General features: G+C 38.0%; 11 protein-coding genes and 2 pseudogenes. 8 read left to right on the top strand and 5 right to left on the bottom strand.

All coding sequences use genetic code 11. From position 1 onward, the window contains the following. Positions 1–4: 4 nt before the first annotated feature. Complete coding sequence (locus MKP09_RS10085; protein WP_240827789.1) at positions 5–2,161, bottom strand: ligand-binding sensor domain-containing protein; 2,157 nt, start codon at positions 2,159–2,161, stop codon at positions 5–7. Positions 2,162–2,370: 209 nt separating this feature from the next. Here MKP09_RS10085 and MKP09_RS10080 point away from each other — a divergent pair, with 209 nt between their 5' ends. The 5 genes and pseudogenes from MKP09_RS10080 to MKP09_RS10055 all read left to right on the top strand — a co-directional run bounded on the left by MKP09_RS10080 (position 2,371) and on the right by MKP09_RS10055 (position 8,013). Further along, positions 2,371–3,399 (top strand): hypothetical protein, encoded by a 1,029-nt coding sequence (locus tag MKP09_RS10080; protein ID WP_240827770.1) that lies wholly within the window; start codon positions 2,371–2,373, stop codon positions 3,397–3,399. A gap of 115 nt (positions 3,400–3,514) precedes the next feature. After that, a complete protein-coding gene (locus MKP09_RS10075; protein ID WP_317235289.1) occupies positions 3,515–5,893 on the top strand; it encodes a glycoside hydrolase family 95 protein in 2,379 nt (792 codons plus the stop codon). Between the two features lie 95 nt (positions 5,894–5,988). After that, positions 5,989–6,600, top strand: coding sequence for a beta-N-acetylhexosaminidase (locus MKP09_RS10070; protein WP_240827757.1), 612 nt, complete (start codon positions 5,989–5,991; stop codon positions 6,598–6,600). Beyond that, a pseudogene (locus tag MKP09_RS28040) lies at positions 6,600–7,807 on the top strand (beta-N-acetylhexosaminidase). Before MKP09_RS10070 ends, MKP09_RS28040 begins: the two are co-directional and overlap by 1 nt. Before the next feature lie 20 nt (positions 7,808–7,827). Continuing rightward, on the top strand, positions 7,828–8,013 hold the full coding sequence (locus tag MKP09_RS10055) for a hypothetical protein (protein ID WP_240827718.1): 186 nt from the start codon (positions 7,828–7,830) through the stop codon (positions 8,011–8,013). A gap of 79 nt (positions 8,014–8,092) precedes the next feature. On the opposite strand, the gene MKP09_RS10050 is transcribed toward MKP09_RS10055, so the two are convergent. The 4 genes and pseudogenes from MKP09_RS10050 to MKP09_RS25855 form a co-directional block, all read right to left on the bottom strand. Then, positions 8,093–9,280 carry a trans-sulfuration enzyme family protein gene (locus MKP09_RS10050; protein WP_240827716.1) on the bottom strand — a complete coding sequence of 396 codons (1,188 nt, stop codon included), beginning with the start codon at positions 9,278–9,280 and terminating at the stop codon, positions 8,093–8,095. A 49-nt stretch (positions 9,281–9,329) separates the two neighbouring features. Next, positions 9,330–9,755, bottom strand: coding sequence for an OsmC family protein (locus tag MKP09_RS10045; RefSeq protein ID WP_240827714.1), 426 nt, complete (start codon positions 9,753–9,755; stop codon positions 9,330–9,332). Positions 9,756–9,829: 74 nt separating this feature from the next. Beyond that, positions 9,830–10,443: pseudogene (locus MKP09_RS10040) on the bottom strand (4-phosphopantoate--beta-alanine ligase). 29 nt (positions 10,444–10,472) lie between these two features. Then, positions 10,473–10,676, bottom strand: coding sequence for a pantoate--beta-alanine ligase (locus MKP09_RS25855; protein ID WP_262915192.1), 204 nt, complete (start codon positions 10,674–10,676; stop codon positions 10,473–10,475). Between the two features lie 72 nt (positions 10,677–10,748). On the opposite strand from MKP09_RS25855, the gene MKP09_RS10035 reads away from it, so the two are divergent. The 3 genes from MKP09_RS10035 to metK all read left to right on the top strand — a co-directional run bounded on the left by MKP09_RS10035 (position 10,749) and on the right by metK (position 14,367). After that, entirely contained in the window at positions 10,749–11,561 is an 813-nt protein-coding gene (locus MKP09_RS10035; protein ID WP_240827710.1) for a glycogen/starch synthase, read from the top strand. Between the two features lie 41 nt (positions 11,562–11,602). Beyond that, the gene (locus tag MKP09_RS10030; protein ID WP_240827699.1) at positions 11,603–13,108 is read left to right on the top strand and encodes a DUF4270 family protein; all 1,506 of its coding nucleotides are present in this window, start codon (positions 11,603–11,605) and stop codon (positions 13,106–13,108) included. An 83-nt stretch (positions 13,109–13,191) separates the two neighbouring features. Further along, a complete protein-coding gene (gene metK / locus MKP09_RS10025) occupies positions 13,192–14,367 on the top strand; it encodes a methionine adenosyltransferase (RefSeq protein ID WP_240827697.1) in 1,176 nt (391 codons plus the stop codon). The last annotated feature ends 36 nt before the right edge of the window (positions 14,368–14,403 follow it).

Below are 14,403 nucleotides of genomic sequence, written 5' to 3'. Positions count from 1 at the left end.
AAATTCAGAGCATTTGGTAATATAACCGACTCATTTTTTCTTCTCCTACGTTAATGTTTTTATTAAACACCCTTAAACCGGTAAAAACAATATCGGGAGCTATATTTCCATTTTCAATATTAGTGGGATCAAAATAATTTAGCCCGTTGATGCCCCCAAAATATAGGCGGCCAAACTCATCCTTAAAACTTGATCCTACCTTAAAGGCATTACTTTGCAACCCGTCCGTATAATCATAAAACGTGCTTGTACCTGTTTTTGTATTAAAGTTGGTTAGCCCATAACCCGCAAGCCACAAGTTTCCATAAGTATCTTCCTCCATAGCCTCAATATCATTATCTTTCAATCCGTTGGCAACGGTAAAATGCGTAAATACCGGGCCTTTTGAAGTTTCGATCATTTTATTAAGTCCGCCACCCAATGTGGCTATCCATAAAGAAGAGTCTTTAGTTCTCTTCACTGCCCAGGTAAAATTTGAACTTAGGCTTTTGTTGTTTTTTTCCTGATGAGAATAATTCCTTATCCCATAAAATCCATTATTGAGGCTAATGCGCGCCAGTCCTTTATCCCGGTACGAAATCCACATATAGGAATACAGGGGATCGTTGTATATATTATTAATATTGTTTGAAAGAAGTCCTTTATGATTATTGGTTCGCAGGTGCATCACACTCTTCCTGTCTTCGGAAATAATATTGATACCTCCGTTAATTGTTGAAACCCATAATTGGCCGGCATCATCTTCAGTAATGGATGTTACACTTTGAGCGCTGAGTTTTAATGCATCATTAATACCAAACTTTGTTGGCTCAGAAATTCCTTTTGCAGATTTTTCAATCCGCCATAATCCATCGATTCTACCAGCAAGACCAATCCAGAATACGCCTTTTGTATCTTTATATATTGTATTCACTGTTTTATCCTGCAAATAAACTTTTGAAGTTCCCGAGCTTACGTCAAGTACACAAAGCCCTTTTCTTGTACCAAGCCACAGCGTACCATTGTCAGAATAAACCGAACTGATGTATGTGTCGTTTATAAGATTCTTTCCATTAAAAAGCCTGGTAGATATAGTGTAAAACATCTTGTTTTTCAAATTCGAATAAATAGCTCCTCCGCCTGCAGTTCCTACCCACAAAAGGCCATACTTATCTTCAAAAAAACATTTGATGTTGAAAAAACTTCCTGTAAACTCATAATTATTAATATGAGATAAGGGGTGTTCTACTTTCCAGGTCAGGCTGTTATCAGATGGTGATGGTGGTCGGAGCCTATACACGCCATCTTTTAAAGTTCCTACCCAAATCGTCCCATTCTTATCCTGAAAAATAGATTCTATTTTTTCAATATTTTCCTGGATTTGTATTTTATTCAGGGCTGGTTGTACAAGCATTCCATTGTCAAGGCCTTCTATTTTGTAAATGCCGTCCCTTTTTGCCGCCCAGATATTATTTGTGTAGTCCTTTAGTAACTTTACAATCCCACCATTATTGTTAGTAAAATTGCTCTTTTTAATTATTTTTTCCGAAACATAAGCAGTATAAATACCTTTATCCGTAGCCAGGTATAATTTATTATGATCTTCAATAAGCATTGAACTTATATTGATAGGCATATCGGCCTTTGCTACAGAAATTTTATGAACTATTTTGGGCGATTTGCTTACTTCAGAAACAATACCAAATAGAGTACCTTTTTTAGTTGTTACCCAAATGATCCCTTTTCTATCTTGCTTAATGTCGGTGATCCATATTTGAGGGGAAGGAGCGCTATTTTGATCAATTTTTGTGAATGTTTCCTTTCGGCTATTATAAAAACAAAGGCCATTGCGTTCTGTCCCTATCCAGATATTACCGGCTTTATCAGCAAACAATACTGTAATCCTGTTGTCGGGCAGGCTGTTGGGATCCTGCGAATCATGTTTAAAAACAGTAATTTTTTGCCCGTCGTATTTGTTTAAACCGTTGTGGGTACCCAGCCATAAATGACCGGATATATCCTGCGCCATCGAAGTGACATCACTATGAGAGAGGCCTTGATTTACTGATAATTGTTTGTAAGAAAGATTACTGTTACCCTGAGCCATTACCTGATAAATCAGCATTATTGCGATTACAGAACAAACAATTCTATATAACACATTTCTAAGTAGGGCAATCATTTTTAACTATAAAATATTACTGCAATTTACTTAAACCATTTTCAGTAAACGATGATTTATTCAGATATAAAGGGGGCATTTTCGTATTACTGCTATTTATGCTGAGAATGATATTACTATTTAACTTGACCATTAATTTTATAACACTTTAATATTGAATTTACTTATCTAAACATTTTAGCTCAATTTTGAATTTTATTATGATTAGAATGATTAATAGATTTTTGTCTTTTGCCTTTTTGTTGACAGGAATCTTTATAAGCTGTAACGCAACAGGACGTAATATTAGCAGTATTAATAGCGCCGATACTGTCATTGATGGAATAGCAGAATACGTAGATGCGTATTATTCATCAGAAAGTGTATTGACAGATAGCTCAGGTGCCGTGCTGTTCTTAAAAGCTCTGAAAGGAAAAGATTTGCCGTATGTTGGATTACCAAGGCCTACAATCCGTAAACCTTATCTTGCAGAAAAGGAGGTTGTATTCACAAACCAACCCAATGCAAATTATAAACTTCTTACTCGCGAGAATAGCAATCCTTTTACGCTACCGGAAGAGCAAACTATTGTTTTCAGAAAGATGCCAGGCACCGACTGGGAAGCGATCATTAGCGGTTGGGGCAATTATTATCTTGGGTTTGGTGGTATTAACGATATAAGAGCGATGCGGTCAGATGCTTATGTGAAGCACAAAGTTCCGCTTAAATATTTTGAATTGGTTTTTTTGCATGTCCGTTTTGAAAACACAGGCAATGGTACAGGACGTGCACAAATATGGTTAAATGGAGAATATTACGGAGATATAATTAGCCAGGGTCAGGATTGGAGCAGGCGCCTGGGCTATGGCGTTGGTATAGAAACAAACTCGACAGATTTTAACTGGAAAGCTACCATGTTTATTGAACGCGGTATGTCAACAGCAGAAAGAGATGCCTATTTCAAAGCAATTAAAAAGGAATATAAAATAGGATCAATGCCCTATCTGCCTTATGCAAGTAATATCAATATCATAGAAAAGGGAGGAAAACTTTTTGCCTCGTATAAATACAATGGAAAAAATCCTGAGAACAAATCAAAGGTGGAATATCAATGGTGGAAACTGGCACCCGATTTAGGCAGCCAGCTATTGATCAGCACTTCACCTGCAATTGCTAATCAGTCGGGAGTAAAAGTTTGTGTAAAAGTTACCGACATAAAAGGTAACAGTTGGATGTTTGTTTCAGGAACCTATAATTAAATATTAATCTAAACTTAGCAATTATTAGCTTAATCGATCTTATTAAAAGTTGATACCGTAAGTTTGTGAAAAGCAACTTGCAAATGAAAAAAATAGATTAGTACTATTATCACTTATATTCTCTTTTGGACTGTTAACAGTCGCCCACAGCCAAAATAACAAAGTTCTTACACTATGGTATACAAAACCAGCAACCGTATTTGAAGAAGCGCTACCTGTTGGTAATGGCCGGTTAGGCGCCATGATATACGGAGGCGTAACTACAGAGAAGCTATCTTTGAATGAAGCTACGTTGTGGGCAGGAAAGCCAATGGATGCCAAAAACGTCAACCCCAATGCGCATAAATATCTGCAACCTGTACGCGAAGCTTTGTTTAATGAAGATTATAAAAAAGCTGATTCATTGGTTCGCTTTATGCAAGGGCCTTTCACCGAGTCTTATGCACCGCTTGGAAATTTATATTTCAATTTTGAAAATTTCGGAGAGCTATCTGACTATAAACGTGAACTTGATATTCGAAACGCCATTTCAAAGGTTTCTTATAAATTAAATGGCACATTTTATACAAGAGAAATATTTGCCTCTCATCCTGACCAGGTGATAATTATACGCCTCAAGGCGAACGGAGGTAGTAGTAAAATTAATTTCAACTGCACTTTCGATAGCAAAATCAAAGCAAAAAGTTTAGCTAAGGATAAATCGCTTTTATTGAAGGGTTGGGCTCCTATACATGCTGAGCCTAATTACCGCCGAGATATCGAGAATCCAATTGTCTACGACACGATCAATTCCATGCGATTTTGCGCTAATCTTAAGGTAATAAAAAATGATGGTCAGGAAAGCTGGCGCGACACAAGTCTTAGCATTCGTAATGCTACAGAAGTAGTTCTCGCACTATCCATGGCCACCAGTTATAATGGATTTGATAAGAACCCGGGTACACAAGGAAAAAACGAGGAAGTACTTGCCGGTACTTACTTACGCCAGGTTACAGGTAAAGCATTCGATCAGTTATTGACTAATCATACGACGGATTTTAGAAAATATTTTGATCGCGTTTCTATCGATTTAGGCGATCACGAAAATGAAGATCTTTCTACAGTTGAAAGGCTCAACAGGTTCGCAAGCGGTAAAAAGGATAACAGTTTGCTTGCTCTTTTTTATCAATTTAGCAGATACCTTCTTATTAGTTCATCACGTCCGGGAGGGTTACCAGCTAATCTTCAAGGATTATGGAACGAACTTACACGACCGCCATGGAGTAGTAATTATACAACAAACATTAATGCTCAAATGAATTACTGGGGAGCAGAAACCGGAAATCTGTCAGAGTTACATCAACCACTATTTGACTTTATGCATCGGTTGTCAATAAATGGAGCAAATACTGCTAAAAATTTTTACAACGCCAGTGGCTGGGTTTGCCATCATAATACAGATCTATGGGGACTTACAAATCCGGTGGGAGATTATGGTGAGGGAGATCCGTGTTGGGCCAATTGGCCCATGGGCGGCGTATGGCTGTCAACACATTTAGGAGAACATTATGCATTTACAAAAGACAGAACATTTCTTCAAAAGCAGGCTTATCCAATGATGAAAGGCGCCGTCCTTTTCTGCCTGGATTTTTTAACGAAAGACAAAAAAGGATATTTGGTTACAGCACCTTCTACATCACCAGAAAATGTTTATATAACAGATGATGGTTACAATGGGCAAACTTTGTACGGTAGTACAGCCGACTTAGCAATGATAAAAGAATTGTTCAATCAATATTTAAAAGCAGCGAAAACATTAGGTCTGGATATTCCTGTTCAAAACAAAGTAAAAACAGCACTGCAAAATATATATCCTTATCAGGTTGGAAGAGAAGGGAACTTACAGGAATGGTACCATGATTGGAAAGATGCCGATCCACGCCATCGACATCTTTCTCATTTATTTGGTGTCTATCCCGGCACTACAATCTCTACTTCAGAAACACCGGATTTGGCTGAAGCTGTTAAACGGTCACTGGAAATTCGTACCAACGATGGAACGGGCTGGGCCATTACCTGGCGCATTGCTTTATGGGCAAGATTGCAAAATGAAGAAAGAGCTTACGACGCGGTAAAAAAACTAATGAGATTTGTTGGAAACGATGCGACTGTTAAGTACGGCGGAGGAGGTGTGTATGCTAATCTATTTGGGGCTCATCCGCCATTTCAAATTGATGGCAATTTTGGTGGCGGCGCAGCTATCGCAGAAATGTTGTTACAAAGTCATCAGGGCTATATTCAACTACTTCCTGCATTGCCTGATGAATGGTCGACAGGATCGGTTAAAGGATTAGTTGCCCGTGGTGGTTTTATTATCGATATGAAATGGAAAAATAACAAATTGATAAGCACAACGATATTTTCAAAGCTGGGCGGAGACTGTGTTATAAAAACAGGATCTGTTAATAAAACCCTCAAGACACTGCCAGGTAAAACTTATACTATCAACTATTAAAACATTATTGCAGACAAGTATTTTGGTGAGATAAGGAAATGTAGAAGCTGCTTCTGAAATACTTTTTGTGCAAACCATTGCGCAACAAATTGGTGTTGGCATTTGCTATTTTGCAGGTACAGTTTTTTATTATGTTCAACTCTATTAGATTAGTTCGCAACTCAATCCTTTTATTAGTTTCTTGCCTATCTGTATTTACCATTTACGGACAAAACTCTACCTATATGATCATTCCAAAACCATCGTATTTGAAAGCAGGAACTGGCTCATTCTTGATTTCACCAAAAACAAAAATTTATTATAGTAAAGAGGCTTTGTCGGTAGCATCTTTTCTTGGTGCGTTTTTACAAAGGCCCACTGGTTATTCGCTTTCTCTGTCTTTAATGGGAACAAAGAATAAAAAAGGCGTTTATCTTATTATTGATCCTTCTTTCGGCGATAGTACTAAAGGGGCATACAGTTTGGAAATTGATCAGGAAAAAGTCATTGCAAAAGCTGCTGACAACACAGGGTTGTTTTATGCCGTTCAATCTATAAGACAATTATTACCTCCATCAATTGAAAGCCATTTGGCTGTTAAAAATCAAGAATGGTTATTACCTGCAATGAAAATAACAGATGCGCCACGATTTGAATGGAGAGGATATATGCAAGATGTTAGCCGTACTTTTTATGGTGTAAATATTATAAAAAATATCTGGATATAATGGCTCTGTATAAAATGAATGTGCTTCATTTACATTTAACAGATGACCAGGGATGGAGAATAGAAATCAAAAAGTATCCTGAACTTACATCAAAAAAGACAACGGTTTTTGAGGCGAGGCACCAGCAGCCGGAAGAACGAAGTGGATACTACAGCCAGGATGATATAAAAGAATTGATAAGATATGCGGCTGAACGTCACATTACCATTGTACCTGAAATAGATGTTCCCGGACATTGCTGGCCTGTTATAATTACTCATCCTGAATTGGGCGTAAATAAAACCGTAAAACCAGATTACGTATTTCCGTTTCTGGCCTCGTGGGGTTATTGGGGCCATCAATTTACACCTAATCCATTAGATCCCACTAACGAAAATGTTTATAAATTTCTGAATGATGTATTCACAGAAATCGCCCAACTATTTCCTTCTAAGTATATTCATTTTGGCGGAGATGAAGTGGTACACAGGCTTTGGGAAAATGAACCTCATGTAAAAGAGTTCATGGAAAAGAACGGAATGAATAATGTTCAACAGTTGCAAAGTTATTTTGTACGGAGAGTCAGCGATATCATTGTGAAAAAGGAAAGCAGCCGATTGGCTGGAATGATATTCTGGCTGATTCCGAGAATTTGCCTGCATCAACAGCTATCATGTCCTGGCTGGGAAGAGGTGCCGTGCTTAAAGCTGCGCAAAATAAGTTTTATACAATTGCAACACCTACCGGCCCGTTATACTTCGACATTCAACAACATTCCAGAGATGATGGAACCATGGCGGATCTTAATTATCAGGGGCCAAATACCATAGAAGCTGTTTATGACTATGATCCGGGAAAAGGCTTGTCACAATCAGAAAGTAAATATCTTTTAGGTGTACAGGCTAATATGTGGCCTGCTGTTCCGCAGGAAGTAAAAGATATTAATGTACAGAACTTTCCACGCTTATTGGCAGTTGCAGAAATTGGCTGGACGAATGTTGAAAATAAGGAACTATCCGGTTTCCTTAAAAGACTTGATTCTCACTTGCCACGGCTCAGTACCTTGAAAATCGATTATTTTAAACTTGGTGGATATATTGCAGGAGTGTGGCAGCCTGAACAAATTAGTACTAATTTCAAAACATTAAGTTGGGATGTTACAGAGAAAGTATATGCAGATGGACGCGTTACGGCGGCTTTTTCTTTACGGAAGGAACTTCGTTTTTAAAGGTCAAAAACGTTAAGTTAATGCAAGATGGAAACTTGGTTTCAGAAGATACGCATGAATCCCTCGCTGATAAATTCAGAGGAATTCCATATAAGAAAAATATGTTTCTGTATTATTTAAAAGTAGGCGGTTATAAACCAGGTGCGAAGTATATACTGGTGGCTGACGTTGCTGGGGAAAAAATACAAATTCAAAGGGAAATGTAACTTTTAACCTTAGCCCATATCAGCCGTTTACTTATACTAAATCCAAATGACCTAAGTGATTACTAAGCTTGTCTTGATATTATTGGTTAAGTTTAGTTAGCGCCTGCTCAATATCATAAATAACGTCATCCGGATGTTCTAACCCAACTGAAATTCTTATCAATCCCGGAGTGATCCCGACCTTTGAACGCTCTTCATCACTCAGTTTTGAATGTGTTGTGCTGGCTGGATGAGAAGCGATGCTTCTGGAATCACCAAGATTAGGTGTTAAAGAAAGTAGCTGCAAAGCATCCATAAATTTGCGGCCTGCTTCTACGCCACCTTTTATTTCAAAACAAACAATACCTCCACCTGCACTCATTTGCTTTTTAGCAATTTCATATTGAGGATGTGATGGCAAAAAAGGATATTTTACCCATTCTAATTGACTGTTCTTTTCTAATGCTAATGCTACCTTTAAAGCATTTTCTGAATGACGGCTGATACGAACTTCAAGTGTTTCCAGGCTTTTAGTAAGCACCCACGCATTAAATGCCGAGAGGGTAGGTCCAGAATTGCGACAAAATAAATATACCTGATCGATAAGCTCTTTTTTACCGGCAATTACTCCACCTAAAACGCGCCCCTGTCCATCAATCCACTTGGTAGCAGAATGAATAACAAGGTCGGCACCAAAATCAGCAGGTGTTTGTAGAAAAGGGGTTGCAAAGCAATTGTCCACATTGTAGATCAGGTTGTGTTTCTTTGCTAACTTACCTGCTTTTTCAAGATCGATAAGCTCTAACTGAGGATTGGTAGGTGTTTCGAGATACAGCATTTTAGTGTTCGGCTTGATGGATGCTTCCCAGTTGTCAATATCTTCCGCATCTACCATCGTGAATTCTATCCCGAATCTTCCTAAAAACTTTGTAACAACGGTATTTGTGCCTCCAAACATGGAACGGCAACATAGCAAATGATCACCTGTTTTTAATAGCGCCATAAAAGAGTTAAAAACAGCCGCCATGCCACTGGCAACAGCAAACCCCGCTTCACACTTTTCCAACAAAGCGATTTTATGAGCAAACTCATCAACAGTGGGATTGCTGTAACGGCTGTAAATATTATCATCCGACTCATCAGCAAACGCAGCACGCATGGCTTCAGCCGTTTCAAAAGTAAAGCTACTTGTAAGAAACAGCGGAGTAGAATGTTCCATTTGGGCCGTGCGCGGTGTTTGTGTGCGAACCGCAATGGTAGAAGGATGAAGTTTTCGTTCTGAACTCATTAATTATAAGTTGGGAGTTGACAGATGACGGATGACAGTACATCGTACATCAAACATTATTAATAATCACTTGTGTTTTAATTTCTGCTCCAGCTTTTGCCAATGTAATAGCAACTGAGCAATACTTTGTTAAAGATATCTCAACAGCACGCTTAGCTTTGTCTTCATCCACATTGCCAGTTATTTCAAAGATCATTTCAATATTTTTCCAGAGAGAAGGCTCAACATTAGGTTCGCGTTCGCCATTTACAGTTACGGAATAATCAACAACTTCCTGCCTTTGTTTTTTTAAGATGCTGATGACATCAATGCTGGAGCAAGCTGCAAGAGCATTCAACAAAAGCTGCATAGGCCGCGCGCCATATTCTTGTCCACCCATTTGAGGATTTGTATCCGTTTTAACCACGGTTCCATTTTCATTGATAGTATCAAATCCATATTCACCATGAACTCTTTTTAATTTTACCGTATTCATCTAACGTATATTTTAAATGTCTTGAAAAGTTCTTTGAAGTTTGCAAAAGTATTTTAAATCAAGCAGCTTTCCAACTAAGCTATCACCAAATTATCAATAAGCCTTACAGCACCCAAATAAGCTGCAATCAAGGCCACAAGCGGCTTTTCTCCATTCCATTCAACAATGGGTTGCAATGTTTCTGCATTGGCTATACCCACATAGTCTGTTTTAAATCCACTTTGTTGCAGTTGCAATGTTGCATGTTCAATTATTACATTGTTTAAACCAGGCCGCAGATTTTGTTTAATAAACAATAAAGTCTGATATATTGTTGTGGCATTTTTTTCTCTTCTTCTGATAAACGCATGTTACGGCTGCTCATTGCTAAACCACTTTCTTCCCGCATAGTAGGTACGATATTCATATTGATGCCAGAAAATGCTGGAGTAAGGTCCATAAGTTTTTTAATGACCATACATTGCTGGTAATCTTTTTGTCCAAAAAATACCTGATCGGGCTTTACAATGGTAAAAAGCTTATCAACAACCTGGCAAACTCCCTGAAAATGGCCGGGCCTGTAAGTTCCTTCATATAAATGCTCAAGATGGCCCAAATCATAAAATCTTGTTATTTCTTCAGGCGGGTACATTTCTTCAACAACCGGATAAAACAACACATCGCAACCTGCCTGGCTAAGTGCTACAATATCCTTTTCTATTGTACGGGGATATTTGTCTAAATCTTTTTGTCGTTGAACTGGGTTGGATTAACGAAAACGCTCACCACTGCTACATCACATTCTGATTTGCAAATTTCTAATAATTTCAAATGTCCATCATGCAAAGCACCCATTGTGGGTACTAATCCTATCGTTAAATGTTGCTTCTTTTTGCTTTTAAGCAAGGCTTGTATATCTATTATCTTCTTAAATACTTTCATTCGTATATTTTGTTATATAGGGACGTTTGCGCATAAATCTGTAACTTCGCACACTTTAAAAATTGCTAAAGCATGTCAACAAAGAAAAGAATTTTATTTATAGCCAATGAAATGTCGCCGTATTTAGAGTTGACTGAGTTTTCTGAAATTGTGAATAAACTCGCCATCAAAGCTAACGACAATGGCTTTGAAGTTCGATGCATTATGCCACGTTTTGGTGTTATCAACGAACGCAGGCACAGGCTGCATGAAGTGGTTAGGCTTTCAGGCATCAATGTAACGGTAGATAATGACGACATGCCCTTACAGATAAAAGTGGCTTCTTTACCCAGCGCCCGTTTACAGGTTTACTTTTTGGAGAACGAGGAATTATTTAAAAGAAAAACTTTATTTCATGATGATGAGGATAAGTGGTTTTCTGATAACGATCTCAGGACTGTTTTTTACTGTAAAGGGGCATTGGAGACAGTTAAGAAATTTGGCTGGAGCCCGGATGTGATTCATTGCAGCGGTTGGATGACTGGTTTGATACCTGCTTATTTGAAAACAATATACAAGAAAGAACCAGTTTTTGCTCATAGCAAAATAGTGTTTACAATAGGAGAAAATACCTTTAAAGAGAAGCTCGGAAAAGGCTTTATTTCCAAAGCGCTTATTCACCCTTCCATTAAGGAAAAAGATCTGGAACCTTTTAAAGAAGGAACTAATGCTGCTTTAATGAGAGGTGGCGCAACCTACGCTGATGCTATTACTTTTGGCTCACCTAATGTGGATAAAAAATTAGTAGCTGAGTTTACTAAAGTAAGAGGTAAAAAAACATTGCAGTTTAAAGAAGATTCTGATTTAACAGAGTATTTACAACTGTATAACGATCTTGCGGAATAATTTATAAAACTTACCGTATCAATACTTTCAAAATAATCTGTGTGAAGAAATATATAGTATTTATCCTTGCGCTATCTTCTTTTGTTACTTTCTTTTCATCATGTAATAAAATCAATCTGCCAACTGAGTTAGGTCAGGATCTAATTCCTCCGGTTGACAATATCAATACATTTGACACTTTATTAGATGTTGAAACTTACAATGGAATTTTTTCTTCGGAGGCTGATTCGTTTAGATCGTTTCCGGCTTTTCCTAAACTATTGGGTAACATTACTAACGATCCGATCTTTGGTAAAACAGATGCAAGGATCTATTTTCAGGTATCAAACGGAGGTGTTTTTCCATTTAAAAATCGCCCAGGTTCACTTTACCTTGATTCAGTAGTTTTGATTATTGACCATCTACAAAATGGCACTTACGGTGATTCTTTAACCCCTCAAACCATTCAGGTTTCGGAACTTGACCAGGCCAATGAGTTTAGAGGTGATTCGGTATATAAAGTTAACCGCCAATTTACAGCAACAAATGTTTTAGGAAGTAAAACTATTATTCCGCGCACGTTTAGCGATTCCATTCAGGTAATTAATTACCCTGATACGACAACAGTTGCCAATCAATTACGCATCAAATTAGACAACAGTTTTGGTGAAAGGTTATTGGCCTATGATTCAACTGGCGCAAATGATGGATATAGTTCAGATTCATTATTCCGTACAAAATTCAAGGGTTTTGCGTTGCAATCCATTGGAGGTGGTAATGCTTTAATGTTATTAGATCTAACGTCATCAAATTCGCGGCTTGCAGTATATTACCGATATAATAATACTACCACGCCAACAGACATGGACACTGCAGTTGCTACTTTAGCCTTTTTTCAGGGCAACGCCAGCGCCAACTATATAAACAGAGATTATAACGGCACTCAGGTTACAGCAGGAAGCGACGATCTTACACAGGATCAAATCGTTTATATACAAAATTCACCGGGAACTTTTGCTAATGTGAAAATTCCGGAACTTGCTGACTTTCAAAATAGCGTCATCCATTTAGCAGAACTTCAAATGGAAAGCATTTATGATGCTTCGGACACCCTGTTTTATGCACCACCTAACGTGTTTCTTGATATTTATGATTCTACAGCAGGTAAGTTTAAGTTAATACCTTCAGTTTTTGGAGTCACGCAAACTCAAACCGGCGGTTACGCTTTATCAGGTTATGAAAACTTCTATAGCTCTGGTTCCGCGTTACAAACTTTTTTCAATATTACCGATCCTTTTGGCAATAGAGTACGTCAATGGCGTTTTAATTTAACGCGATATGCCCAGCATCTTGTGTCTGATAAAGTACCGTATTATATGATGAGGTTATATGCACCAGCTGCAACGAGTTTAGAAATGGGTGATCAAACACCGATTATTTCTGCACGATTCCCTATACCACAATCAAGCTTTTATGGATATGCTGGTATTGGCCGCGTTCGTATTGGTGGCGGAAATCACCCAACTCAAAGAATGAAGCTACGTGTGGTGTATTCAAAACTAAAGTAAGCCGACATTATAATTTTATATAATTGGGTGCAGATGCTATATTTGCACCCAATTAAATTTATAGACTTCTAAATATCTTTTAAATGCCTTATTTATTTACTTCTGAAAGTGTTTCGGAAGGCCATCCTGACAAAGTTGCGGATCAAATATCAGACTCATTAATTGATAATTTTCTTGCTTTTGATCCACAGTCAAAAGTGGCTTGCGAAACCCTGGTTACAACCGGTCAGGTTGTTTTGGCGGGAGAGGTAAAATCAAAGGCTTATTTAGATGTGCAGGATATTGCCCGCAAAGTGATCAGTAAAATTGGTTACACCAAAAGCGAGTATATGTTTGAGGCAAACTCTTGTGGTGTATTATCTGCGATTCATGAGCAATCATCTGATATTAACCAGGGAGTTGATAAAAAGAAAAAGGAAGAACAAGGCGCTGGCGACCAGGGAATGATGTTTGGGTATGCCACTAACGAAACAGCGAACTATATGCCTTTGGCGTTGGATCTATCACATACACTTTTAATTGAGTTAGCTGAGTTAAGAAGAGAAAATAAACAGATCAAATATCTTCGACCTGACTCAAAAAGCCAGGTAACTCTTGAGTATGACGATAATAACAAACCAGTTCGCATAGATGCTATCGTGATCTCGACACAGCATGATGATTTTGATGCAGAAGCAAAAATGTTAAAGAAGATCAGCGATGATATAAAAAATATTTTGATACCACGTGTTATCAAAAAATACCCGCAGTATAAGCACTTATTCAACGACAAAATAAAATATCACATAAATCCAACAGGCAAGTTTGTAATTGGTGGCCCACATGGAGATACAGGTTTAACTGGTCGTAAAATAATTGTAGATACTTACGGCGGTAAGGGTGCTCATGGTGGTGGTGCTTTTAGTGGTAAAGACCCAAGTAAAGTTGACAGAAGTGGTGCATATGCAACCAGGCATATTGCTAAAAATCTGGTAGCAGCAGGATTATGTGAAGAGGTATTGGTGCAGGTTTCTTATGCCATAGGCGTTGCAAAGCCTACGAGCGTTAACGTAAATACTTATGGAACTGCTAAAGTAGAACTTACCGACGGCCAGATCAGCGAAATCGTAGAAGGAATTTTTGATATGAGACCTTATTTTATTGAACAAAGGTTAAAGTTGCGTAATCCTATTTACAGCGAAACTGCCGCTTATGGACATATGGGCAGGGAAAGCAAAACAATTGAAAAAACATTCTTTTCTCCTGATGGAAAAAAGTAGTTAAAAAAGTAGAGCTATTTACCTGGGAAAAATTAG

It is taken from the genome of Paraniabella ginsengisoli, from assembly GCF_022513635.1.
Lineage (GTDB): Bacteria > Bacteroidota > Bacteroidia > Chitinophagales > Chitinophagaceae > Niabella > Niabella ginsengisoli.
The sequence above is the reverse complement of the archived record's forward strand: the minus strand, read 5'-3'. Positions and strand labels throughout refer to the sequence as shown.

What these genes read in the sequence shown, in the direction of transcription:
- MKP09_RS10035 (WP_240827710.1), top strand. Translation starts at nt 10,749, where the DNA reads ATGTCAACAAAGAAAAGAATTTTATTTATAGCCAATGAAATGTCGCCG.
- metK (WP_240827697.1), top strand. Translation starts at nt 13,192, where the DNA reads ATGCCTTATTTATTTACTTCTGAAAGTGTTTCGGAAGGCCATCCTGAC.
- MKP09_RS10045 (WP_240827714.1), bottom strand. Translation starts at nt 9,755, where the DNA reads ATGAATACGGTAAAATTAAAAAGAGTTCATGGTGAATATGGATTTGAT.
- MKP09_RS25855 (WP_262915192.1), bottom strand. Translation starts at nt 10,676, where the DNA reads ATGAAAGTATTTAAGAAGATAATAGATATACAAGCCTTGCTTAAAAGC.
- MKP09_RS10050 (WP_240827716.1), bottom strand. Translation starts at nt 9,280, where the DNA reads ATGAGTTCAGAACGAAAACTTCATCCTTCTACCATTGCGGTTCGCACA.
- MKP09_RS10085 (WP_240827789.1), bottom strand. Translation starts at nt 2,161, where the DNA reads ATGATTGCCCTACTTAGAAATGTGTTATATAGAATTGTTTGTTCTGTA.
- MKP09_RS10080 (WP_240827770.1), top strand. Translation starts at nt 2,371, where the DNA reads ATGATTAATAGATTTTTGTCTTTTGCCTTTTTGTTGACAGGAATCTTT.
- MKP09_RS10055 (WP_240827718.1), top strand. Translation starts at nt 7,828, where the DNA reads ATGCAAGATGGAAACTTGGTTTCAGAAGATACGCATGAATCCCTCGCT.